General features: G+C 60.1%; 23 protein-coding genes. 20 read left to right on the top strand and 3 right to left on the bottom strand.

What is annotated here, in order from left to right; genetic code table 11:
• Positions 1 to 165: 165 nt before the first annotated feature.
• Both FPT15_RS03615 and FPT15_RS03610 read right to left on the bottom strand, forming a co-directional pair.
• Positions 166 to 1,386, bottom strand: coding sequence for a CaiB/BaiF CoA-transferase family protein (locus FPT15_RS03615; RefSeq protein ID WP_145158562.1), 1,221 nt, complete (start codon positions 1,384 to 1,386; stop codon positions 166 to 168).
• Positions 1,387 to 1,398: 12 nt separating this feature from the next.
• The gene (locus FPT15_RS03610; protein WP_053253703.1) at positions 1,399 to 2,580 is read right to left on the bottom strand and encodes an acyl-CoA dehydrogenase; all 1,182 of its coding nucleotides are present in this window, start codon (positions 2,578 to 2,580) and stop codon (positions 1,399 to 1,401) included.
• Positions 2,581 to 2,737: 157 nt separating this feature from the next.
• Here FPT15_RS03610 and FPT15_RS03605 point away from each other — a divergent pair, with 157 nt between their 5' ends.
• The 20 genes from FPT15_RS03605 to FPT15_RS03510 all read left to right on the top strand — a co-directional run bounded on the left by FPT15_RS03605 (position 2,738) and on the right by FPT15_RS03510 (position 23,206).
• Positions 2,738 to 3,637: a LysR family transcriptional regulator gene (locus FPT15_RS03605; protein ID WP_145158560.1), complete on the top strand. Its 900-nt coding sequence runs from the start codon at positions 2,738 to 2,740 to the stop codon at positions 3,635 to 3,637.
• Positions 3,638 to 4,089: 452 nt separating this feature from the next.
• Positions 4,090 to 5,211, top strand: coding sequence for a Re/Si-specific NAD(P)(+) transhydrogenase subunit alpha (locus tag FPT15_RS03600; protein ID WP_119741360.1), 1,122 nt, complete (start codon positions 4,090 to 4,092; stop codon positions 5,209 to 5,211).
• Positions 5,212 to 5,226: 15 nt separating this feature from the next.
• Positions 5,227 to 5,547 (top strand): NAD(P) transhydrogenase subunit alpha, encoded by a 321-nt coding sequence (locus FPT15_RS03595; protein WP_003187417.1) that lies wholly within the window; start codon positions 5,227 to 5,229, stop codon positions 5,545 to 5,547.
• Positions 5,547 to 6,983 (top strand): NAD(P)(+) transhydrogenase (Re/Si-specific) subunit beta, encoded by a 1,437-nt coding sequence (locus tag FPT15_RS03590; protein ID WP_119741358.1) that lies wholly within the window; start codon positions 5,547 to 5,549, stop codon positions 6,981 to 6,983. Before FPT15_RS03595 ends, FPT15_RS03590 begins: the two co-directional genes overlap by 1 nt.
• A gap of 179 nt (positions 6,984 to 7,162) precedes the next feature.
• Positions 7,163 to 8,656, top strand: a complete 1,494-nt coding sequence (locus FPT15_RS03585; protein ID WP_145158558.1) for an acetyl-CoA hydrolase/transferase family protein — start codon at positions 7,163 to 7,165, stop codon at positions 8,654 to 8,656.
• A 318-nt stretch (positions 8,657 to 8,974) separates the two neighbouring features.
• Entirely contained in the window at positions 8,975 to 9,190 is a 216-nt protein-coding gene (locus FPT15_RS03580; protein WP_003214752.1) for a DUF1127 domain-containing protein, read from the top strand.
• Positions 9,191 to 9,452: 262 nt separating this feature from the next.
• A complete protein-coding gene (locus FPT15_RS03575) occupies positions 9,453 to 9,632 on the top strand; it encodes a DUF1127 domain-containing protein (RefSeq protein WP_145158557.1) in 180 nt (59 codons plus the stop codon).
• Between the two features lie 157 nt (positions 9,633 to 9,789).
• Positions 9,790 to 10,110, top strand: coding sequence for a DUF2388 domain-containing protein (locus tag FPT15_RS03570; protein ID WP_106576061.1), 321 nt, complete (start codon positions 9,790 to 9,792; stop codon positions 10,108 to 10,110).
• 105 nt (positions 10,111 to 10,215) lie between these two features.
• Positions 10,216 to 10,524 (top strand): DUF2388 domain-containing protein, encoded by a 309-nt coding sequence (locus FPT15_RS03565; protein WP_106576060.1) that lies wholly within the window; start codon positions 10,216 to 10,218, stop codon positions 10,522 to 10,524.
• A gap of 26 nt (positions 10,525 to 10,550) precedes the next feature.
• The gene (locus FPT15_RS03560; protein ID WP_145158555.1) at positions 10,551 to 10,871 is read left to right on the top strand and encodes a DUF2388 domain-containing protein; all 321 of its coding nucleotides are present in this window, start codon (positions 10,551 to 10,553) and stop codon (positions 10,869 to 10,871) included.
• Positions 10,868 to 12,829, top strand: a complete 1,962-nt coding sequence (locus FPT15_RS03555; protein WP_145158553.1) for a DUF4105 domain-containing protein — start codon at positions 10,868 to 10,870, stop codon at positions 12,827 to 12,829. The genes FPT15_RS03560 and FPT15_RS03555 overlap by 4 nt, the downstream gene beginning before the upstream one ends.
• Before the next feature lie 274 nt (positions 12,830 to 13,103).
• Positions 13,104 to 14,411: a CitMHS family transporter gene (locus tag FPT15_RS03550; RefSeq protein WP_106576057.1), complete on the top strand. Its 1,308-nt coding sequence runs from the start codon at positions 13,104 to 13,106 to the stop codon at positions 14,409 to 14,411.
• A gap of 65 nt (positions 14,412 to 14,476) precedes the next feature.
• Positions 14,477 to 15,244: a TerC family protein gene (locus tag FPT15_RS03545; RefSeq protein ID WP_106576056.1), complete on the top strand. Its 768-nt coding sequence runs from the start codon at positions 14,477 to 14,479 to the stop codon at positions 15,242 to 15,244.
• Between the two features lie 210 nt (positions 15,245 to 15,454).
• Positions 15,455 to 17,113: a Na/Pi cotransporter family protein gene (locus tag FPT15_RS03540; RefSeq protein ID WP_106576055.1), complete on the top strand. Its 1,659-nt coding sequence runs from the start codon at positions 15,455 to 15,457 to the stop codon at positions 17,111 to 17,113.
• Positions 17,114 to 17,170: 57 nt separating this feature from the next.
• A complete protein-coding gene (locus FPT15_RS03535; protein ID WP_145158551.1) occupies positions 17,171 to 18,553 on the top strand; it encodes a pitrilysin family protein in 1,383 nt (460 codons plus the stop codon).
• Between the two features lie 70 nt (positions 18,554 to 18,623).
• Positions 18,624 to 19,655: a DUF5924 family protein gene (locus tag FPT15_RS03530; RefSeq protein WP_106576053.1), complete on the top strand. Its 1,032-nt coding sequence runs from the start codon at positions 18,624 to 18,626 to the stop codon at positions 19,653 to 19,655.
• A gap of 54 nt (positions 19,656 to 19,709) precedes the next feature.
• Entirely contained in the window at positions 19,710 to 20,858 is a 1,149-nt protein-coding gene (locus FPT15_RS03525) for an ABC transporter permease (protein ID WP_145158549.1), read from the top strand.
• Entirely contained in the window at positions 20,855 to 21,658 is an 804-nt protein-coding gene (locus tag FPT15_RS03520) for an ABC transporter ATP-binding protein (RefSeq protein WP_145158547.1), read from the top strand. Before FPT15_RS03525 ends, FPT15_RS03520 begins: the two co-directional genes overlap by 4 nt.
• Position 21,659: 1 nt before the next feature.
• Positions 21,660 to 22,598 (top strand): MlaD family protein, encoded by a 939-nt coding sequence (locus FPT15_RS03515; protein ID WP_145158545.1) that lies wholly within the window; start codon positions 21,660 to 21,662, stop codon positions 22,596 to 22,598.
• Entirely contained in the window at positions 22,595 to 23,206 is a 612-nt protein-coding gene (locus tag FPT15_RS03510) for an ABC-type transport auxiliary lipoprotein family protein (RefSeq protein WP_145158543.1), read from the top strand. The genes FPT15_RS03515 and FPT15_RS03510 overlap by 4 nt, the downstream gene beginning before the upstream one ends.
• Before the next feature lie 103 nt (positions 23,207 to 23,309).
• Here the strand turns inward: FPT15_RS03510 and FPT15_RS03505 are convergent, their stop codons facing one another.
• Positions 23,310 to 24,539: a nucleoside recognition domain-containing protein gene (locus tag FPT15_RS03505; protein ID WP_145158541.1), complete on the bottom strand. Its 1,230-nt coding sequence runs from the start codon at positions 24,537 to 24,539 to the stop codon at positions 23,310 to 23,312.
• Between the last annotated feature and the right edge of the window lie 76 nt (positions 24,540 to 24,615).

The following is a 24,615-nucleotide window of genomic DNA, read 5'->3' as shown; positions in this document are numbered from 1 at the left end:
GTTTACCAAGGAGTTTTCCGTTTCGACTGCGCCGGAAGTGGGGCGAATTATAGACTTCCAGAATCTGCCGTCAACCCTTAATTTTGCTTTTCTATCAATTAGTTAGGATTGATTAAAAAACAACCGATATTGAGCCCTTCACGCCCTCTATATAGAGGGGAGCGCTCATATAACCCCCGCCTCCTTTAAAGCAGCCACACTCGCCGGCCCCAGCCCAAGCACACCTTGCAACACCTGAACCGTATGCTCTCCCAATAGAGGAGGCGCGCTACGGTACTCCACCGGCGTCTTGGAAAGCCTTATCGGACTCGCTACCTGAGGCACCATCCCCGCCAACGCATGCGGCAATGCCATCGCCAACCCCCGCGCCTTGACCTGCGGGTCGGCGAACACCTGTGCCAAGTCATTGATAGGCCCGCACGGCACACCCACTCGCTCCAGCTGCGATACCCACTCAGCGGTGGTCTTAAAGACGGTAGCCTGGCGAATCAACGGAATCAGCTCCGCGCGATTAGCCACCCGCAGCTTATTAGTAGCAAAGCGCGGATCCTCTGCCCATTGAGGCTGCCCCGCCACCTCAGCGAACTTGCGAAACTGCCCGTCGTTACCCACCGTGAGGATGAAGTCACCATCAGCCGTGGGAAAATCCTGATAAGGCACGATATTGGGATGAGCATTGCCCAAACGCTTTGGCGAAACACCCGTCGTGAGGTAATTCATCGCCTGATTAGCCAGGCACGCCACCTGCACATCCAGCAACGCCATATCAATGAGTTGCCCGCCACCGTCATGATCGCGATGGGCCAGCGCTGCCAGAATGGCCACCGTCGAGTAGAGCCCGGTCAGGATGTCGGTCAATGCCACGCCCACCTTCACAGGCCCAGCCCCTTCATCACCCTCTGGCCGACCGGTCAGGCTCATAAGGCCACCCAGCCCCTGGATCATGAAGTCATAACCGGCGCGTGTCGCATAAGGCCCCGTCTGACCAAAGCCGGTGATCGAGCAATAGATCAACTCGGGATTGATCTCCTTCAGCGATTCATAGTCCAGCCCATATGCCGCCAGACCACCCACCTTGAAGTTCTCGATCAGGATGTCGGACTTGGCCGCGAGGTCACGCACCAGCTTCTGCCCCTCCGGTCGCGTGAAGTCGATAGTCACCGACTCCTTGTTACGGTTGGCCGACAAGTAATACGCCGCTTCACTGGTGTTCTCGCCAAATGCATCCTTAAGAAAGGGCGGCCCCCATGCACGCGTGTCGTCGCCATTACCAGGCCGCTCGACCTTGATCACTTCAGCCCCAAGGTCCGCAAGGATCTGCCCGGACCAGGGGCCCGCCAGCACTCGCGATAAATCCAGTACCCGCAGATGTGAAAGCGCGCCCATACCGTGCTCCTATTAATAGAACGCCTGAAGACCGGTTTGCGCACGCCCAAGAATCAAGGCATGCACGTCATGCGTTCCTTCATAGGTGTTGACCACCTCCAGGTTGACCAAGTGGCGCGCCACCCCGAACTCATCGGAAATACCGTTGCCACCCAACATGTCACGCGCCATACGGGCGATGTCCAGGGACTTGCCGCACGAGTTGCGCTTCATGATCGAGGTGATCTCAACCGCCGCCGTTCCTTCATCCTTCATGCGCCCCAGACGCAGGCACCCTTGCAGCGCCAGCGTGATCTCGGTCTGCATATCGGCGAGCTTCTTCTGGATCAATTGGGTTGCCGCCAATGGACGCCCGAACTGATGACGATCCAGCGTGTACTGGCGAGCGGTATGCCAGCAGAACTCGGCGGCACCCAGCGCGCCCCAGGAGATGCCGTAGCGCGCCGAGTTAAGGCAGGTGAAAGGCCCTTTCAAACCACGCACATCCGGGAAAATGTTTTCTTCCGGCACAAAGACGTTATCCATGACAATTTCACCGGTAATGGAAGCCCGCAGGCCGACCTTGCCGTGAATCGCCGGAGCGCTCAGACCTTTCCAGCCCTTCTCAAGGACAAAACCGCGGATATCCCCGGCATCATCCTTGCCCCACACCACAAACACATCGGCGATCGGGCTATTGGTGATCCACATCTTGGCGCCAGTCAGGCTGTAGCCGCCGTCTACCTTGCGCGCCCGCGTAATCATCGCGCCCGGGTCAGAACCATGGTTAGGCTCGGTCAGGCCGAAGCAGCCGATCCATTCCCCGGATGCCAACTTCGGCAGGTACTTCTGCTTCTGCGCCTCGGTACCAAATTCGTTGATGGGCACCATGACCAGTGACGACTGCACACTCATCATCGAGCGATAGCCAGAGTCGACACGCTCGACCTCACGGGCGATCAGCCCATAACTGACGTAATTCAAGCCACTGCCACCGTACTGCTCAGGGATCATCGCGCCGAGCAGGCCGGTTTCGCCCATCTCGCGAAAGATCGCCGGGTCGGTCTTTTCATGGCGGAAGGCTTCGAGCACACGCGGCGCCAGCTTGTCCTGGGCGAACTGCTCAGCACTGTCACGCACCATGCGCTCTTCTTCGGTGAGCTGTTGATCCAGCAGCAGCGGATCGATCCAGTTGAAGCTTGCCTTACCAGCCATGAATAAGCCCTCGCGGAAAAAATCAGAAGTCGTGGATGCAGCCTAGGCTGGGCAGACGCAGAGGGCAAACGAGGTTTCTGCATAGGGTTGTGCTAATTTCTCACTCCGAAACGACTGAGAAGGGCGCAGACGCGCTTTATAAGTGAGTACTCCGTACATGCGCAGAAAAATTCCCAGCACGACTGCTCTGGTCAGCTTTGAGGCTGCGGCCCGCCACGAGAGCTTTACCAAGGCGGCGCACGAGCTTTCCATCACCCAAGGCGCCATCTGTCGACAGATCGCCAGCCTTGAAGAGTTTTTGAGTGTCGAGCTATTTCGGCGCTCAAGGCGCGGGGTAAAACTGACGGAAGCGGGCCTGTCCTATAGCCGGCGCGTCGCCATGCAACTGGACGCCGTAGAGCGCGACACCTTGTCAGTAATGGGACAGCAGGGCGCCAACGTCATTGAATTGGCCGTGGTGCCAACCTTCGGCACCCAATGGTTGATCCCTCGCCTCAAAGATTTTCAACGACAGCACCCAGAGGTGACCGTCAATCTCACCAACCGGACGCGCCCCTTTCTATTTGCCGATACCGAATTCGATGCTGCGATCTACTTCGGCGATGCCGACTGGTCCGGCACCGAGTCCCACCGTCTGATGGGGGAAAATCCGCTGCCGGTGTGCAGCCCGCGCTTGTTGGGTGACCGTGACCACTTCAGCCCTCAGCAGATCGCGCAATTGCCGCTACTGCAGCAAACCACTCGGCCATACGCCTGGCGCCAATGGTTCAACGCGCAACAACTGAACATACCCCGTGACATGACAGGCCCTCGTTACGAGCTATTCTCGATGTTGTCTCAAGCCGCCATGCATGACATGGGCATTGCGCTGATTCCGCCATTCCTTATCCAGCGCGAGCTTGAGGAGAAGCAATTAGTGATCGCAAGCCCCGAAGCCCTCAGCAGTTCGAAGGCGTATTACCTGATGATTCCCGAACGAAAAGTCGAATCCGCCTCACTGCGCGCCTTCAGAGACTGGTTAATTGATCAATCACAGCGTTATAGCCCCAATGTTTAAAGGCCCTACGCTAGTTACTGACCCTGTAGTCAAGATATTCTAAATCCTACAGATGTACGGATATGTCGCATTTACACAGACTGTACTTGCCAGCCAGAAATCAAGCTCAAAGCTATGATCCACATGGCTTGCAGCGACCATATGCGGCCAATGCCCGCCCATTCACAGCGACGATTGGAAAAAGCCTCAAAAAAGCCTGAACCCCTCTAAACACCTGTATTTAAAACGGTTATTAGGGTGCATTGCGACAATCAGTCACAGGGTGACTTGTAGTTAATTTTTCGTCACCCGTCATAATCCCTTGATGGCCGTAAAGTTCGCCTGCAAAATGCCGCGCCCCGCTGTCATTTCGGCGGGATCGTGCTGATCGGCCGCCCCAGTTGCGCCACTCGCGGTGCACTGGCCTTTTTACAAAAAGATCAAAAGCAAAAAGATCATGCAGGAGATTTGACGTGCACATTGGTGTTCCTCTCGAAACCCAGACCGGTGAAACGCGGGTGGCTGCCACCCCGGAAACCATCAAGAAGCTGATCGGCCAGGGCCATAAGGTCACTGTTCAAAGCGGTGCAGGCATTAAAGCCAGTGTCGTGGACAGCGCCTATGAAACCGCAGGCGCAACCATTGGCAGTGCCGAGGATGCGTTGGGTGCCGAGCTGATTCTCAAGGTGGTTGCCCCCAGCGACAGCGAACTGGCGCTGATCAAAAGCGGCACCGTGTTGGTGGGCATGCTCAACCCGTTCAGCAACGAAACCATCGCCAAGCTTGCCGAGCGCGGCATTACGGCCTTCGCCCTTGAAGCTGCACCGCGCACCTCGCGGGCCCAGAGCCTTGACGTGCTGTCATCGCAAGCGAACATCGCCGGCTATAAAGCGGTATTGCTGGCAGCCCATCACTACCCACGCTTCATGCCAATGCTGATGACTGCCGCCGGCACCGTCAAAGCCGCGCGCGTGCTGATCCTCGGCGCCGGCGTTGCAGGCTTGCAGGCCATTGCCACGGCGAAACGCCTGGGTGCAGTGATCGAAGCGTCCGACGTGCGCCCGGCAGTAAAAGAGCAGATCGAATCCCTGGGTGCCAAGTTCGTCGACGTGCCCTACGAAACCGACGAAGAACGCGAATGCGCCGTCGGCGTCGGCGGTTATGCGCGCCCCATGCCTTCCAGCTGGATGCAACGCCAGGCCCTGGCCGTACACGAACGCGCCAAGCAAGCCGACATTGTTATCACCACCGCGCTGATCCCGGGCCGCAAGGCACCGACGCTGTTGAGTGCTGAAACCGTCGCACAAATGAAACCCGGCTCTGTGGTCATCGACCTCGCCGCCGCCCAGGGCGGTAACTGCCCGCTGACGGTCGCCGATCAGGTGATCGTGGAAAACGGCGTGACCATCTGCGGCCCGACCAACCTGGCCGGCGCAGTCGCTGCTGATGCTTCTGCTCTGTATGCGCGCAACCTGCTGGACTTCCTGAAGCTGGTCTTCACCAAGGAAGGGCAGTTTGAAATCAACCTCGAAGACGACATCGTCGCCGCGTGCCTGATGTGCCGCGACGGCCAAGTCATCCGTAAAAACGCCTAAGCAGGGATTCAGACGATGGAAGAGCTTATCTCCCCCGGTATCTACAACCTGATCATCTTTGTGCTGGCGATTTACGTCGGTTACCACGTGGTTTGGAACGTCACACCCGCGCTGCACACGCCATTGATGGCCGTGACCAACGCGATCTCGGCGATTGTGATCGTCGGCGCCATGCTGGCGGCGGCCCTTACCGTTACCCCCTTGGGCAAGACCATGGGCACTCTGGCCGTGGCTCTGGCGGCAGTCAACGTGTTCGGCGGCTTCCTGGTAACGCGCAGGATGCTCGAGATGTTCAAGAAAAAAGCCCCGAAAGTAAAAGAAGAGGCGCCAAAGTAATGAGCATGAATCTTGTAACGACGCTCTACCTGATCGCGTCGATCTGCTTTATCCAGGCCCTCAAAGGCTTGTCACACCCCACCACGTCGCGACGCGGCAACCTGTTCGGCATGCTCGGCATGGCGCTGGCGGTGCTTACCACCGTGGGCCTGATCTATAAGCTGGGCGCTGAGCTGGCCACTGCTGGCATTGGTTACGTGATTGTCGGCCTGTTGATCGGCGGCACCGCCGGTTCAATCATGGCCAAGCGCGTAGAAATGACCAAGATGCCTGAGCTGGTGGCATTCATGCACAGCATGATCGGCCTGGCCGCGGTGTTTATCGCCATTGCCGCCGTGGTCGAGCCGCAATCCCTGGGCATCGTCAAACACTTGGGCGACTCGATCCCTGCCGGTAACCGCCTGGAACTGTTCCTCGGCGCGGCCATCGGTGCCATCACCTTCTCCGGTTCGGTGATCGCGTTCGGCAAGCTGTCGGGCAAGTACAAGTTCCGCCTGTTTCAGGGCGCACCGGTACAGTTCGGCGGCCAGCACAAGCTGAACCTGGTGCTGGGCCTTGCAACCCTGGGTCTGGGCCTGGCGTTCATGTTCACTGGCAACCTCAGCGCCTTCGCATTGATGCTGGCCCTGGCGTTCGTGCTTGGCGTGCTGATCATCATCCCGATTGGCGGCGCCGACATGCCGGTCGTCGTGTCGATGCTCAACAGCTACTCCGGCTGGGCAGCGGCGGGTATCGGCTTCTCGCTGAACAACTCGATGCTGATCATCGCCGGCTCGCTGGTGGGTTCCAGCGGCGCGATCCTGTCGTACATCATGTGCAAGGCGATGAATCGCTCGTTCTTTAATGTACTGCTCGGCGGCTTTGGCAACACAGCCGATGCGGCGGGCCCTGCGGGCTCGAAAGAAGCGCGCCCGGTCAAATCCGGCTCTGCCGACGACGCCACTTTCCTGCTGACCAACGCCGACACCGTAATCATCGTGCCGGGCTATGGCTTGGCGGTGGCACGTGCGCAACATGCGCTTAAAGAGCTGACCGAGAAGCTGACCCACCGCGGCGTGACCGTGAAGTATGCGATCCACCCGGTGGCGGGCCGTATGCCTGGCCATATGAACGTGCTGCTGGCCGAGGCCGAAGTGCCTTATGACCAGGTGTTCGAGATGGAAGACATCAACTCCGAGTTCGGCCAGGCCGACGTGGTGCTGGTGCTGGGCGCGAACGACGTGGTCAACCCGGCCGCCAAGAACGACCCTAATTCGCCGATCGCCGGCATGCCGATCCTTGAGGCGTTCAAGGCCAAGACCATCATCGTCAACAAGCGCTCGATGGCCAGCGGCTATGCGGGCCTGGACAACGAGTTGTTCTATCTGGACAAGACCATGATGGTTTTCGGTGACGCCAAGAAGGTCATCGAAGACATGGTCAAAGCCGTCGAATAACACTGCGCCAGCGCAATACCCGAAACCCTGGCCCGCAGTAGGCTGGGGTTTTTTATTGCTGGATTAAAACCGACCAAAGGCTCTAAATCGCCGCCTGGCATTCGACCATGGTAGCGGGCCGAAATTTTTTGAAATCACTACACTGCCCACCTTGCTTCCGTAGCCTGAGATAAGAATTCATGTACCGTGATCGTATCCGCTTGCCTTCGTTGTTGAACAAGGTCATGAGCGCGGCAGACGCCGCCGCACTGATCGAGGACGGCATGACCGTCGGCATGAGCGGCTTCACCCGCGCCGGTGAAGCCAAGGCCGTCCCTCACGCCCTGGCCGAACGCGCCAAGACTTCGCCGCTGAAAATCACCTTGATGACCGGCGCCAGCCTGGGCAATGACCTGGACAAGCAACTGACAGAAGCCGGTGTGCTGTCCCGACGCATGCCATTTCAGGTCGACAGCACCCTGCGCAAGGCGATTAACGCCGGTGAGGTGATGTTCATCGACCAGCATTTGTCCGAAACCGTCGAACAACTGCGCAACAACCAGCTCAAGCTGCCGGATATTGCCGTGATCGAAGCCGTCGCGATCACCGAGCAAGGCCATATTGTGCCGACCACCTCTGTGGGTAACTCGGCCAGCTTTGCGATTTTCGCCAAGCACGTGATCGTTGAGATCAACCTGGCGCACAACCCGAACCTGGAAGGGTTGCACGACATCTATATTCCCACCTACCGGCCGACGCGCACGCCGATCCCGCTGGTCAAGGTCGACGACCGCATCGGTAGCACCGCAATTCCGATCCCGCCGGAAAAGATTGTCGCCATCGTAATCACCAACCAGTCTGATTCCGCATCCACTGTGACGCCGCCGGACGCCGATACCCAAGGCATCGCCAATCACCTGATCAATTTCCTCAAGCAGGAAGTGGACGCCGGTCGCATGACCAACAAGCTCGGCCCGCTGCAGGCCGGGATTGGCAACATCGCCAACGCCGTGATGTGCGGTTTGATCGAATCGCCGTTCGAAGACCTGACGATGTATTCGGAAGTCCTGCAGGATTCGACCTTCGACCTGATCGATGCGGGCAAGCTGAGTTTCGCCTCCGGCAGCTCGATTACCTTGTCGGAACGGCGCAACGCCGACGTGTTCGGCAACCTGGAGCACTACAAGGACAAGCTGGTGCTGCGCCCACAGGAAATCTCCAACCACCCTGAGGTGGTGCGGCGCCTGGGTATTATCGGCATCAATACCGCGCTGGAATTCGACATCTACGGCAACGTCAATTCCACCCATGTGTGTGGCACGCGGATGATGAACGGTATTGGCGGCTCCGGGGACTTCGCGCGCAATGCGCACCTGGCCATCTTCGTGACCAAGTCGATCGCCAAGGGCGGCGCCATTTCCAGCGTCGTGCCGATGGTCAGCCATGTGGACCACACTGAGCATGATGTCGACATTCTGGTCACCGAAGTGGGCCTTGCCGACTTGCGCGGTCTGGCGCCACGGGAACGGGCTAGGGTGATCATCGACAACTGTGTGCATCCGGCCTACCGCGATGCGCTGAACAGCTACTTCAATGCTGCCTGTGCTATCGGCGGGCATACCCCGCATATCCTGCGCGAGGCACTGAGTTGGCACATTAACCTGGAAGAAACCGGGCACATGCTCAAGGCGTGATTGATACAGATTCGAGCTGATGCTCATACAGTTGCATCAGCTCGAATGCATCAGAATCAGATCTGCAAAAAACTGTACTGCTGTACCGGTCATTTCCCGCCGTATATTCCTACATACATCATCGAAATTGCCAATTTCGCACTGTTTAAGTGCAGACAGGTACAGTTGCCCCATTTCCGTACAGTACAGCGGGTATAAACAGTTAACTGGCCCTTCACAATACAGGTGAACTGTATCTACAGAGTCTTGCGTCGGAAGAGGATCATTGGCATCAGTTAAACCACTACCTAATCCCGCCACAAGCGGAAGGATGTCATCATGGAACGTACACTCAGTTCCGATCTGTTCTTCGAAGAAAAAGCTGTAAACACCCAGGCTTCCCTGCCTTTGCGCGTTCTCGCCAACCTGATGTTGTGGCAGCGCCGCATCTCCAGCCGTCATCAACTGGCTCGTCTGGATTCGCGTCTGCTGGCTGACGCCGGTATCAGCGAAGCTCAACGCTACGAAGAGCTGAGCAAGCCGTTCTGGCGCTAATTGGCGCCCGCTGGCCCTGACCCGCCGGGTCCACCGCCAGCATCCAGATTTGTCAAAGCAAAGCCCGCCCCGGGTAACCGGAGGCGGGCTTTGCTGTTTCTGGGATTCAGCTTTTTAGATCGCAAACAGATGAGCTGCTTTGTAACCAGTACAGTTTAAAAAACACTACAGTTAATCAGTACAATTTAGAATTGGTGTATCTGTATTGGTGTCAGAGACACGCCCAACATGGAGTTCCACTACCTCATGAAAGGCCATCCCCATGCGAGCCTCGTCCAGTAAACAACTGATTATTCGCACCGCCAGTGCCCTGGCTCGATGGGCGAAACAGGCCCATGAGCGCCAACAACTGGCACAACTCGACGCTCGCGAGCTGTCCGACGCTGGCATCAGCCAGGGCGACCGAATCGCCGAGCTGTCCAAACCGTTCTGGCGCGACTAAAACGGTGGGGCTTTCCGAATAGATAAACGGCAGCTTAAGATCGCGTCATCACGTGGCGAACCTTGTAGAACCGACGTCTGATGCTCAATTGCAACAACGTCGGTTTCACAGTGGCCGCTTTGCGCCGCTTTATTTGTTCATCTACAGGAGTCATTCCATGTCCCGTCTTCGCCTGCTGAGTGCTGCAGCCCTGTTGGCCGTGGCTGCCAATGCCAACGCAAGCAGCCTTATCGTGACCACCGATTCGATCGTCGGCGCGCTGAAAGCCACCTCCGATGCCAGCTCGGATGCCACGTCCTCCCTGCGTGACAACAAGGTCGTCCAGGCCGCTCGCGATGACGCCGCCAGCTTTGTGGCCAGCGAAGGCGCCATCCGTGGCGTGAAGCTGGAAAGCGCCTTGGCCCAGATCCGCCAACAGGCCCCCCAACTGAATGCGGCGAGTGACACGCAGCTCGCTCAAGCGATCCTGGCTATCTGACGCAGATCGACAGAGAAGGGCGCCAGCTGCTACCTCATGTGTCAGCGCTGGCTCTCGCCCGGGCGTTGCGCTAGCCTTGGCGCTCGCTTTCAGTTGTCGAGTCTTATGGTTTTTTCATACCGCCTGTTGATCGTTCCCGTATTATTTTCCGTCTGCTGGTCACCCTTGGCTTCGGCCTTTGATGTGTCCACCCAGAGCACCGTCATCAGTGCGTACGCCACCAGCAAGGTGACGTCAGCGCCCTTTGACAGAAAGTTGGTAATGGCCGCCCAGGATGACGCTGCCGCTTTTATCGCCACTGACGGCCAATGGCGGGGCGCTCGTCTGGAATCCGCGCTGGATTATCTGCGCCGCACCCAGCCAAAACTTCATGCAAGCGACCTTGAACTGGCGCAAGCAATTCTCGTCCAATAATCATCTTTGTATTTTGGAGTTATTTCATGCGTAGCCCGCTGATCGCCGCCGCTCTCGGCCTGCTGTTGTTGGCCGATGTTGCCCACGCGCAAACCTTGAAGGCCACCAGTAACATCGTCGTACGTGCCTCGGCCCGCACGATTGACTTCACCTCGGACACCACCACCTCCATACGCGACTCCAAAGTTGTGCGCGAAGCCCACGACGATGCCGCCAGTTTCGTCGCCACCAATGGCGAGATCCGTGGCGCCCAATTGGAAGCCGCCTTCGACACCCTGCGAACCCGCGTGCCGGAAGCTCGCGATGCCAGTGACCAGACGCTCGCCGAAGCCATCCTCGCTCTGTGAGGCGCCTGGTCGCCTGGCTATTGGCCGGGACTGTTCTGCTCTGTGCAGGCGCAGCCCAGGCCAGCCTGCAACTGCGGCTCAAGACCGATGGCTTGAGCCCGGCAGAACAGCAGGCCAGCCAGGCATTGCTTGATGAAGCGATGCGCGCTTTGCCGCCGCGCTTTGTCGAGCAACTGGACCGACGTATCGATGTCGGCTGGACCGACAAAATGCCTGAAAACGCCTATGGTCAGGCCTCACTGGTGTCTAAGCTTGATCTGAATCAGAACCTGCTCGCCAGCCTGACCGACGGCAGCGCCGCCACCCAAAAAACCAATCGCCCACACGGCACTGTGCGCCGCGAAATGCTCGCCACCGTGCTGCATGAGCTGACCCACATCTATGACCGTGCGCGCCTGTGGTCCAAAGACGACCGCACGCTCATCCAGCGCTGCAGCCGCCAAAACAACATCACCGGCCTGATCGGCCTGCCCGATCAATGCCGTGGCCAGAATGATCGCCGCTTTACCTTGAGTGACGACCCGCGCCTGCTGGACCTCGCCGGCTGGCCGCAATACGTGGGCCGTCGCGGCGAACGTGAACAACACAACCACCAGGTTGCCCGTAGCCCGGACATCTACGAAACCACCAGCCCGCTGGAGTTCGTGGCAGTCAACATGGAGTACTTCCTCCTCGACCCGAGCTACGCCTGCCGCCGCCCCGCGCTGTTTCGCTACTACAAGGAACACTTCGGCTGGGCGCCGCCCGAACAAGACACCTGCGCCAAAACCTACGCATTCCTGAACGCAGGCAACGATTTCGCCAAGACGCCTCTGGGCCAGATTGATCCGGAGCGCGTGTACGAAATCGACTACCTGCTGGCCGAAGCCAACCAGAACCTGGTCAGCCGCTGGGGCCATAGCATGTTGCGCCTGGTGATCTGCGCGCCCGGTCGCCCGCGCGGCCCGGATTGCCGCCTGGACCTGGACCAACACCTGGTCCTGTCCTACCGCGCCTTTGTCGGTGACGTACAGCTGTCGAGCTGGGATGGCCTGGTGGGCAAATACCCGTCACGCCTGTTCGTGCTGCCACTGGCCCAAGTCATCGACGAATACACCAAGACCGAGCTGCGCGGGCTGGCCTCCGTACCGCTGAAACTCACCCGCCAAGAGATCAACGACACCGTCGAGCATGCCGCCGAAATGCATTGGAGCTACGACGGCAACTACTTCTTCATCTCCAACAACTGCGCGGTCGAAAGCCTGAAACTCCTGCGCAGTGGCAGCGCCAACCCACAGCTGACCGGGCTGGACAACATCACCCCCAACGGTCTGCTGGAAGTGCTCAGTGCACGCGGCCTGGCCGACACCAGCGTCCTCGAGGATAAACGCGAGGCATTGCGCCGGGGTTATCACTTCGACTCGTTCCGCGAGCGTTACCAGGCGATGTTCGATGTCCTGCGCAAACACTTGCCGATCAAGCAGACCGAGGTCGAAGACTGGCTGTCGCTCAGCGCACAAGAACGCCGCCAATGGTTCAGCCAGGCCGACCTGCGCACCAGCGCCGCGCTGTTGCTGCTGGAACAGGCCAGCTATCGCAAACAGCTGATGCTGGCCCAGGATGAAGTCAAACAACGCTACCTCGGTGCCCGCGAGCTGAAAAACGGCGGCATGGAAAAAGCCAACAACACACTGCAACAGATCCTCGCCAACAGCGGTTTCCTCAGCCGCCCGGCGGAACTACTGGGCAGTAGTGGCTACGGCCTACCGCAACCTTCGGAATCCAAACGCCTGGAATCGGAAAGCGCCGAGCGCCAGAAGCAGCTGCAATCCTTGACCGGCGATCTGGACAAAGAGGTGAGGGTGCTGCTCGAGCCTTCCCGCGCCGCCGAAATTGCCGCGTGTGAAGCCAATCTCAAACAGGTGGGCGAGCACCTGCGGGCGCTGCACAAAGCGGCGGGCGGCCTTGAGCTTCCATAATTCGCCCCACACAAGCTGACTCGCCCTACAGAAGAAACAGAAAAACCTCTCATCACCTGATTACACAGCGAAAGCTGGCTGAAAGCTTCCACGTCTAGGATCGCCCCCACTGTCGGCAACAGACCGGCTGTTAACAACAACAATGGTGATTCCCGATGTCCGCTCGTCCTTGCCCTTTCGCTCCAACTCCACCCGTACGCCACGTGCCTTTCGTACTGCGCTGACCCCAAACCGGTTCGCCATTCCCTAGCCGCGCTACGCCTGGAGTATTTCTATGCTGACTTTCCTTGGCTTTGCCATGGTCATCACGTTCATGTTCCTGATCATGACCAAGCGCCTTTCCGCGCTGATTGCCTTGATCATCGTGCCCATCCTGTTCGCCCTGTTTGGTGGCTTTGCACCCGAGATCGGGCCGATGATGCTTGCGGGCATCACCAAGCTTGCGCCGACCGGCGTGATGCTGATGTTCGCCATTCTCTACTTTGCCCTGATGATCGACTCCGGCCTGTTCGACCCGGCCGTGCGCAAGATCCTCAAGATGGTCAAGGGCGACCCGCTGAAAGTGTCGGTCGGTACCGCCGTGCTGGCACTGGTGGTGTCTCTCGACGGTGACGGCGCTACCACCTACATGATCTGCGTCGCCGCCATGCTGCCGCTGTACCAGCGCATCGGCATGAGCCCACGGATCATGGCCGGCCTGATCATCCTCGCCGGTGGCGTAATGAACATGACGCCATGGGGCGGCCCGACCGCCCGCGCCGCCAGTGCGCTGCACGTAGACCCTTCGGATATTTTCGTACCGATGATCCCGGCCATGGCCGCCGGCGTCGTAGCAATCCTGGCGATTGCTTATATGTACGGCAAACGCGAACGCGCGCGCCTGGGCGAACTGCACCTGCAGGGTGACGAGATCGACCACAGCGAGATCAGCGTGTCGCAGTTCCCGGATGCTCGTCGTCCGAAGCTGATCTGGTTCAACGGCGCCCTGACCTTTGCCCTGATGTGCACCCTGATCGCCGGCTTGTTGCCGCTGCCAGTGCTGTTCATGGTGGCGTTCAGCATCGCGATGATCGTCAACTACCCGTGCCTGCAACAACAGAAAGACCGCGTCGCTGCCCACGCAGGCAGCGTACTGGCGGTGGTGGGGCTGATCTTCGCCGCCGGTATTTTCACCGGCATCCTGTCGGGCACCGGCATGGTCGACGCCATGTCCAAAAGCCTGCTGGCGGTCATCCCTGAAGCCATGGGCCCTTACCTGGCGGTGATCACCGCGCTGGTGAGCATGCCGTTTACTTTCTTCATGTCCAACGACGCGTTTTACTACGGCGTACTGCCGGTACTCGCCGAAGCCGCCAGCCACTATGGCATCACCGCCGTGGAGATGGCCCGCGCGTCTATCGTCGGCCAACCCGTGCATTTGCTCAGCCCGCTGGTCCCTTCGACCTACCTGCTGGTAGCCCTGGCCGGTATCGAATTTGGCGATCACCAACGCTTTACCCTCAAGTGGGCAGTGCTGGTGTGCCTGTGCATAATGTTCGCCGCTTTGCTGATGGGGATTTTTCCGCTGTTCAGCACTCTATAATCGTACCCACTCACCCGCGCGGCGCTGCAGCTTGCGCGGTTTAACATTTGCTCAAAGGAATACACATGGAATGGCTGACCAATCCGGAAATCTGGATTGCCTTCTTCACCCTGACGGCCCTCGAGATCGTCCTGGGCATCGATAACATCATCATGATTTCGATCCTGGTCAGCCGCATGCCCAAGCATATGCAGGCGCGCACCCGGATCTTCGGCCTGGCCCTGGCCATGGTCACGCGAATCCTGTTGCTGCTGTCGATCACCTGGGTCATGCAACTGACCGCCGACCTGTTCGTGGTCTTCGGCCAAGGCATTTCCGGCCGCGACCTGATCCTGTTCTTCGGTGGCCTGTTCCTGCTGTGGAAAAGCTCCCAGGAGATGTACCACGCGCTGGAAGGCGAAGACGAAACCCACGATGAGCCGAAAGGCGCCGGCGGCAAGTTCATCTACACCATCATTCAGATCGCCATCATCGACATCGTGTTCTCGCTGGACTCGGTGATCACTGCGGTCGGCATGGTTTCTCACGTGCCGGTGATGGTGGCGGCGATCGTGGTGGCCGTTCTGGTGATGATGCTGGCTGCCGGCACCATCAGCGAGTTCATCGACAAGCACCCGTCGCTGAAGATGCTCGCGCTGTCGTTCCTGCTGGTGGTGGGTACGGTGCTGATTGCCGAATCCTTCGACGTGCACGTGCCAAAAGGCTACGTCTACTTCGCCATGGCGTTCTCGCTGGCGGTGGAAGCGATCAATATCAAGATGCGCACCGCTATCGCGAAAAAGAAGAAACAGCAGGATCCAGTGAAACTGCGCAAGGATATTCCGGGTCAATAACACCGACCCGCTGCTGAAAAGGGGCTTTCGAGCCCCTTTTTTTCATCTGCAAAAAACTGATTTCATGACAGTTTTATTTCAAACACGACTTTAGCTATGCGATGCTGGCGCGCAGCCCATTCGCCAACTACAGCTTAAGTACAAGACGTAGAGCGGCACGCGGCAATTCTTATTTGCTCTTTTTGAGCTAACCCACACGGGGGGCCGAGCATGCTGACCTTGCTCAATCTGCTTTCCGCCGTGACCCTGCTTATCTGGGGCACGCATATCGTCCGTACCGGCATCTTGCGGGTCTACGGCTCCAACTTGCGCCAAGTCATCGGGCAGAACATGTCCAAGCGCTGGCTGGCGTTTGTCGCCGGTATCCTGGTGACGGCCATGGTGCAAAGCAGTAACGCCACGGCGATGCTGGTGACATCCTTTGTCGGCCAGGGCCTGATGGGGCTCACGCCTGCCTTGGCGACCATGCTCGGTGCCGACGTCGGTACAGCGTTGATGGCGCGCGTGCTGACCTTTGACTTGTCCTGGCTGTCGCCGCTGCTGATTTTTCTCGGGGTGATTTTCTTCCTGTCGCGCAAACAGACGCGAGCAGGGCAGATGGGCCGCGTCGGCATCGGCCTGGGCCTGATCATTCTGGCACTGCAGCTGATTGTCGAAGCCGCTGGGCCCATCACCCACGCCCAAGGCGTCAAAGTGCTGTTCGCCTCGCTGACCGGCGACATCCTGCTGGATGCCTTGGTCGGTGCATTGTTCGCGATGATTTCCTACTCCAGCCTGGCTGCCGTACTGCTCACGGCAACCCTGGCCGGGGCGGGCGTGATCGGCCTGCACGTGGCCATCGGCTTGGTGATAGGCGCCAACATCGGCAGTGGCGTGCTGGCGTTTCTCAGCACCAGCATGCAGAACGCGGCCGGTCGGCAAGTGGCACTGGGCAGCCTGCTGTACAAACTGATCGGCTTACTGCTGATCATCCCGGTGCTCGACCCGCTCGTAGGCTGGATGGACGGCCTGGACTACAGCGCCCAAGGCATGGTCATTACCTTCCACCTGCTCTACAACGTCAGCCGCTGCCTCATCCTGCTGCCGACGATCGGCCCAATGGCGCGCCTGTGCGCCTGGTTGCTGCCGGAACAAGCCGAGACCAACGGCAAAGCCAAACCGCGCCACCTCGACCTTGCCGCGCTCGACACCCCAAGCCTGGCATTGGCCAACGCCGCGCGCGAAACCCTGCGCCTGGGCGACCTGATCGACAACATGCTCACCGCAATGCTCGAAGTGTTGCGCGGCAAGCAAACCGCCATCACTCAGGAAATGCGCAGCCTCAGTGACGACGTTGAAGCCCTGTACAGCGCGATCAAGCTTTACCTGGCGCAAATGCCGCGTGAAGACCTCAGCGAACAGGACAGCCGTCGTTGGGCCGAGATCATCGAGCTGTCGATCAACCTGAAACTGGCTGGCGACCTGATCGAGCGCATGCTGCGCAAAGTCCAGCAGCAGAAAACCTCGCAACGCCGGCAGTTCTCCGAAGTAGGCCTGGAGGAGTTGGCCGGCCTGCACACCCAGCTGATTGCCAACCTGCGTCTGGGCCTGTCGGTGTTCCTCAGTGCCGACCCGGAAAGCGCCCGCCAACTGCTGCGCGAGAAGCGCCGCTTCCGCGCTCAGGAACGCCGCCTGGCTCACGCCCACGTCAGCCGTCTGCAACGCAAGATCGTACAGAGCCTGGAAACCAGTTCCCTGCACCTGGAGCTGATTGCCGACATGAAACGCCTCAACTCACTGTTCTGCAGCAGCGCCTACGTTGTGCTCGAAACGTCCGACACCGGCGCACTCTCGGCCGAAGATATCGCCGACATCACCCATTCACCCTGAACGTACGACGGTGAGTGAAGTCAGTTAACAGTGGACCTCACTCGCCAGGAAGCTGTTATGCGTCGCCTGCTATTCGCCTGCCTGCTCATGGGCTCGGCACATACCTTTGCCTTTGACCGCCTGCAAGTCGAGGGCTACACCTTGCCCAACGGCCTGCAGCTGCTGCTCAAACCGGGCACCGAGCGCGGGCACGTAGCTATCCGCCTGGTGGTAGGCGTAGGCCTGGATGACTTCCCTTGTGAAGAAAAAGAGCTGCCGCACCTGCTCGAACACTTGTTGTTCAGTGGCATCGACGGCGGCGGCGAAGGCGACCTCGAAGAGCGCATGCAGGCCTTGGGCGGCGACTGGAACGCCTACACCAGTAACGCCGACACCACTTTCGTGATTGAAGCGCCCGCGCAAAACCAGCGCAAAGTGCTGGATTTGCTGTTGGCCATCATCACTCGCACAGAACTGACCGACGCCAACATCTCTGCGGCCAAGCGCGTGGTCGAACGCGAAGACGGCGGGCATTACTCGCACCTGCAACGCCTGCTCGACCGCCAGGACCTTGGCCACACCGCCAGCAACCAATTGGCCGTTGAGCTGGGGCTCAAGTGCGCTGAACGCGCCGAGGTCGACCACTTGACCCGCGATCAATTGCAAGCGCTGCGCAAAAACTGGTACGCGCCCAACAACATGACCCTGATCATCGTCGGCGACCTCGACAAACTGCTGCCGGCCTACCTGGAACGCACCTACGGCCAACTTGATCCCATCGAGCCGAGCGAGCATTTGCCGCTTCCGGAAATCCAGCACGCCGCCGCCAGCCATCGCGACCTGATCCACGGCTGGATCGGTGACAGCGCCAAACTGCACTGGCTGTTCCCGGAACCGGTACTGGACGACCAGCATGATGAAACCTACGACCTGCTCAAGGACTACCTCGACTGGGCGCTGTACCGCCAACTGCGCCTCAAGCACGGTTTGTCCTACGGCCCGTGGAGCGAGCGTGAAGTGCTCGGCGGTGTCGGTTTCCTGAGCCTGAATGCCGACCTTGAGCGTGAAAACCTGCCGCAAGCCGAACAGGTGCTGCAAGCGCTCAGGGCGCAACTGCTCAAGGACGGCCTCGACGCAGCCACCTTCGCCCGCCTGCAGCAAGCTGCCATCGCGCGCCAGGCGTGGGCCGTGCAGGGCAACAGTGCGCTGGCCGATTACTACTGGAGTGCATCCGGCGACTACGCCGACGGCCACTTCAGCGACCCGGTCAAACGCATCAAGGCCGTCAACCTGAAACAGGCCAACCAGGCCATGCGCCAAGTGTTTGACCAGGCGGGCTATTGGCGTATCGAAAAACCGCTGTTGAGCTACGACAGCCTGACCTGGATCGGCGCGGGCGTGCTCGGGCTGATCGCCATTGTGTTGGGCGGCCTGCGGCTTTATCGCAAACGGATCGCGTAATGAGGCACCGAACACTGGACTAAGACGTTATTCTGTCCGGGTTTTTTCCTACACACATTGTGGATCGCTCATGCCAAAGCTGCCGCCCCTTATCCAGCGCATTCTCGTCCTGATCAAGCGCTACCCTGGGGTCATCGCACTCGGCGGCTTTATCTCGGGTGTGTGCAGCTTCATGCTGGTGGATCGCCAGCAGGGCATGGCCAGCTGGATCGCCGTGATCATGCTGGTGAGCTGGCTGTGGCTGATGCTGGAAAACAGCTTCACCCAGCTGTTCGCCAAGGTCTTCAAACGCGAAATCCCCGAACCCCTGCTGCGCTACGCCACCCAGATGATCCACCAGGAAAGTCTGTTTTTTGTGTTGCCCTTCTTTTTCGTCACCACCACCTGGAACAGCGGCCAGTCGGTTTTCACCGGCCTGCTCGGCGCGGCGGCACTGGTGTCGATCACCGACCCGCTGTACTACAAATGGCTGGCGCCGAAACGCTCGCTGTTCCTGGCGCTGCACACACTGACCTTGTTCGCCGCGCTGCTCACCGCGCTGCCGATCATCCTGCACCTGACCACCGCCGAAAGTTACAAATTGGCGCTGGGTGTGGCCATGGCGCTGTCGATCCCGAGCCTGGCGGTCAGCTTGCCGCTGCGCAGCTTCAAAGGTTGGGCGATGCTGCTGGGGGTGACGGCCGCCATTGGCTGCGCCGGCTGGTTCCTGCGCACGTGGGTGCCGCCGGCCACGCTGTGGATGACCGAAGTGGCGATCAGCACCCAACTGCAGGACCGTACGCCCGGAGATGACCTCAAGGAAGTCACCGCCGCCCAACTGCGCAGTGGCGGGCTGTACGCCTACACCGCGATCAACGCGCCGCGCGGGCTGGATGAGCGGATTTACCATGTGTGGAAATTCAACGGCAAAGAGGTTGACCGCATTGCCCTGGATATCCACGGCGGGCGCGACGAAGGCTACCGCGCCTGGACGCACAAGCAGAACTTCCCCGCCGACGCGGTAGGCCGCTGGCAAGTGCGGGTGCTGACGGAGGACGGCCAGGTCATTGGCGTGCTGCGATTCAAAGTCACTGACACAGCACAAACGGACACGCCAAAGTAGGCCGTATCGTGCTATTACGTAGGAATTCTGGATAGCCAAACAAGCTCGGAGCTTATGACCACCAGTACCACGGCGGGCGCCGCCCATCTCGACACGACTACCGCTCCTCCGTTACTCAGGATTACGGGGGACTGGACGCTTGCCCACTACGCAAATCTCAAGAAGCTGTCGGACACACTCGACGGCCAATACGACGCCGGCGCACGCATCGACCTCAATGGCTTGGGCGCCCTGGATACCGCGGGCGCGTCGCTGCTGGTAGAGCTGCTGGGGCCGCACCGTATCGAGCAATCGGCCGAACAGACCGATTGCAGCCTGTCCGCCGCCGACCGCGCGCTGCTGAAAACCGTCTACCGCTCGCTGAATGATTTTTGTGTGCCGGACAAAGCCCCGGAAGAGGCCGCCGGCATCCAGGTGCTGGCGCGCATCGGCCGCGCGGTGGACACCGTGTGGCAAGACAGCAAGAAGCTGCTCGGCTTTATCGGCCTGATCCTGGAAACCTTCGCCCGCGGCATCTTGCGCCCCAAGCGCTGGCGCATTACGCCCATGGTCGCGCATATCGAACAGACCGGCCTCGACGCCGCCCCCATCGTGGCCTTGCTGACCTTCTTGGTCGGGGCAGTGGTGGCATTTCTCGGCGCTACGGTGCTCAAGAGTTTCGGCGCGACCATTTTTACCGTGGACTTGGTGGCGTTCTCTTTCCTGCGTGAATTTGGCGTGCTGCTCACTGCAATCCTGATCGCCGGCCGCACCGCCAGCGCCTTCACCGCGCAAATCGGCTCGATGAAGGCCAACGAAGAAATCGACGCCATCCGCACCCTGGGCCTGGACCCGATGGAGCTGCTGGTGTTGCCGCGCGTGATGGCGCTGCTGGTGTCGCTGCCGATGCTGACCTTTCTGGCGATGCTCTCGGGTATCGTCGGCGGCGGCGTGGTGTGTGCGGTGGCACTGGATATTTCACCGGCGATGTTTCTCTCGCTGCTGCAATCGGACATCGGTGTACAACATTTTCTGGTGGGCATGGTGAAAGCGCCGATCTTTGCCTTCCTGATCGCCGCGATTGGCTGCCTCGAAGGCTTCAAGGTCAGTGGCAGCGCCGAATCGGTCGGCGCCCACACCACCTCCAGCGTGGTGCAATCGATTTTTGTGGTGATCGTGCTGGACGCGGTTGCCGCGCTGTTCTTTATGGAGATGGGCTGGTGAGTCGTCTACACCGTGCGCCCACCGAGGCGGTGATCGAAGTGCGCGGCCTGTGCAACCGCTTAGGCAGCCAGAGCGTGCACGAGAACCTCAATCTGGATTTGTACGAGGGCGAGATCCTCGCGGTGGTGGGCGGCTCCGGCAGCGGCAAGTCGGTGTTGCTGCGCAGCATCGTCGGCCTGCGCCGCCCCAGCGAAGGCGAGGTGCGGGTGTTCGGCAAGAACCTGCCGAGCCTGCCGGAACAGCAACGCTCACTGGTGGAGCGACGCTTTGGCGTGCTGTTTCAGAAGGGCGCGCTGTTTTCCTCGCTGACCGTCACCGAAAACGTCGCCCTGCCGCTGATCGAGCACGCGGGCCTCAGCCGCGCCGACGCCGAGCACCTGGCCGCGGTCAAGCTTGCCCTGGCGGGGTTGCCGCTGTCGGCGGCCGACAAGTACCCGGCGTCACTCTCCGGCGGCATGATCAAGCGTGCGGCTCTGGCCCGAGCCTTGGCGCTGGACCCGGACATCCTGTTTCTCGACGAACCCACCGCCGGCCTCGACCCGATTGGCGCGGCGCAATTCGACCAACTGATCCTGACCTTGCGCGATGCGCTGGGGCTGAGCGTGTTCCTGGTCACCCACGACCTCGACACGCTGTACACCATCACCGACCGTGTGGCGGTGCTGGCACAGAAAAAAGTGCTGGTGGCCGATGCCATTGATGTCGTCTCGGAAACGAACGACCCCTGGATTCACGAATATTTCCACGGCCCCCGCGGCCGCGCGGCATTGGATGCCGCTCAATCGCTCAACGAGGTATGACATGGAAACCCGAGCCCATCATGTGATGATCGGTCTGTTCAGCGTAATCGTGGTGGTCGGCGCGATGCTGTTTGGCCTGTGGCTGGCCAAGTCCAGCGTCGACAGTGCCTTCCAGGATTATGAAGTGGTGTTCAACGAGGCGGTCAGCGGCCTGTCGCAAGGCAGCTCGGTGCAGTACAGCGGGATCAAGGTGGGCGACGTCACCAGCCTGCGCCTGGACCCCAACGACCCGCGCCGCGTACTGGCACGTATCCGCCTGGCCGGGCAGACGCCGATCAAGGAAGACACACAGGCCAAGCTGGCCCTGACCGGCATCACCGGCACCTCGATCATCCAGCTAAGCGGTGGCACACCGCAAAGCCCGGAACTCAAGGGCAAGGACGGCAACCTGCCGGAAATCATCGCCTCGCCATCGCCGATCGCGCGCCTGCTCAATAACAGCAACGACCTGATGACCAGCATCAACCTGCTGCTGCACAACGCCAACCACATGTTCTCCCGGGAGAACGTCGAGCGCCTGAGCAACACCCTGGACAACCTGCAACAAACCACTGGCGCCATCGCCGAGCAACGCGGTGACATCAAGCTGGTGATGCAGCAACTGATGCAGGTGAGCAAACAGGCGACGGCCGCCCTGGAGCAAACCACCGTGCTGATGCGCAACGCCAACGGCCTGCTGAACGATCAAGGCAAGCAAGCCTTCGGCAGCGCCGAGCAGGCAATGAGATCGCTTGAACAAAGCACCGCAACCATCAACACCTTGCTGACCAATAACAAGGACTCGGTGAACAGCGGCATGCAGGGCCTCAATGAACTGGCGCCGGCCGTGCGCGAACTGCGCGAAACCCTGGGTTCGCTGCGCGCCATCTCCCGCCGCCTGGAAGCCAACCCCAGCGGCTACCTGCTGGGCAGCGACAAGAATAAGGAGTTCACGCCATGAAGCGCGCTTATCAACTGATCGCCCCTGTGGCCCTGGTGCTGGTCAGCGCCTGCTCGATCCTGCCCAAGCCCGACCCTTCGGACGTGTACCGCCTGGCTTCGGCCCAGACGACCACCCAAGGCGCGCCGGTGAGCTGGTCGCTGCGCGTGAGCAAGCCGCAGAGCAGCGAGTTTCTCGACAGCCCGCGCATTGCCGTGGTGCCCAACGGCGACCTGATCAGCAGCTATGCGAACTCACGCTGGAGCGACCCGACGCCGGTGTTGCTGCGCAACCGGTTCATGGACGGTTTCCAGCGCGATGGGCGGGTGACGCTGTTGAGTACCGACGAGACCAACTTGCAGGCCGATTACGAGCTGGGCGGGCAATTGCAGGCGTTTCAGAGCGAGTACCACGGCAGTGCTGTAGAGGTAGTCGTCCGCCTGGACGCAAGGCTGGTGCGGGGGAGTGATCAGCGCATTATTGCCAGCCGGCGGTTTGAGGTGAAGCAGCCGGTGGGTGCCACCCAGGTGCCGGCGGTGGTGGCCGCGTTTGGGCGGGCGGGGGATCAGTTGAATAAGCAGGTGGTGGATTGGGTGGTGGCGCAGGGCAATGCTGCTGCGAAACGCTGACGGCCTCTTCGCGAGCAAGCCCGCTCCCACATTCGAACGCATTTCGTCAGGATAAACGCGGTCAAATGTGGGAGCGGGCTTGCTCGCGAAAGCGGTGTGAGCCTTAACCGAAGAACCAGTAGCACACCGAAATCGCCGCCACGACACCGGCAAACTCCGCCAGCAACGCACACCCCACCGCATGCCGCGCCCGCTGGATCCCCACCGAGCCGAAGTACACCGCCAACACGTAGAAGGTGGTTTCCGTACTGCCCTGAATCGTCGCCGCCACCAACGCCGGGAAGCTGTCCACACCCTTGGTTTGCATGGTCTCGATCAGCAGCGCCCGCGCGGCACTGCCGGAGAAGGGCTTGACCATGGCGGTCGGCAACGCGTCGACAAAACGCGTGTCCAAACCCGTCCAGGCCACCAGGTGGCGAATGCCTTCAAGGCCAAAGTCCAAGGCTCCCGAGGCGCGTAACACGCCCACCGCGCACAGCATCGCCACCAGATACGGCAGCAGGTTCTTGGCAACGTCGAAACCCTCTTTGGCGCCTTCGACGAACGCCTCGTACACCTTGACCTTGCGCAGCGCACCGATCAGCAAAAACAGCATGATCAACCCGAACAGCGTCAGGTTGCCAAGGATCGATGACAAACCGGCCAGCGCCGTGGCGGACAAGGTCGCCAGCAACGCCATAAAGCCACCGAGGATCAATGCGCCGGGAATCAGGTAGGCCAGCACCACCGGATCCCACAGCCGCAGGCGCTGCATCACCGCCACCGACAATAGGCCGACCAGGGTCGAGGCACTGGTTGCCAGCAGGATCGGCAGAAACACCAGCGTAGGGTCCGCTGCGCCTTGCTGGGCGCGGTACATGAAGATGGTCACCGGCAACAGCGTCAGCGACGACGCGTTAAGCACCAGGAACAGAATCTGCGCGTTACTGGCGGTGTTGGGGATCGGGTTGAGTTCCTGCAGCGCCTTCATGGCTTTCAGGCCAATCGGCGTGGCAGCGTTGTCCAGCCCAAGGCCGTTGGCGGCGAAGTTGAGGGTGATCAAGCCGATAGCGGGGTGGCCGGCCGGCACTTCCGGCATCAGGCGGCGAAACAGCGGGCCAAGGGCCTTGGCCAACCAGTCGACGATCCCGGCTTTTTCGGCGATGCGCAAAAAGCCCAGCCATAAGGTCAGGGTGCCGAACAGCAGCACCATGACTTCCACCGACAATTTGGCCATGGCGAAAATGCTTTCCACCATCGCCGCAAAAATCCCGGCATTACCGCCAATCAGCCATTGCGCCAGTGCTGACACCATTGCCACGACAAAGAAGCCAAGCCACAGGCCATTGAGCATCTGTTGAATCCCCCGAAAGATGGGGCGAATGATAGCGGGGCTGGCAGAAACGACAAACCCCGGAATTTTCCGGGGT

The organism is Pseudomonas sp. RGB (assembly GCF_007713445.1).
Lineage (GTDB): Bacteria > Pseudomonadota > Gammaproteobacteria > Pseudomonadales > Pseudomonadaceae > Aquipseudomonas.
Note: the sequence above shows the minus strand (reverse complement) of the source record. Positions and strands in the feature narration are given on the sequence as shown.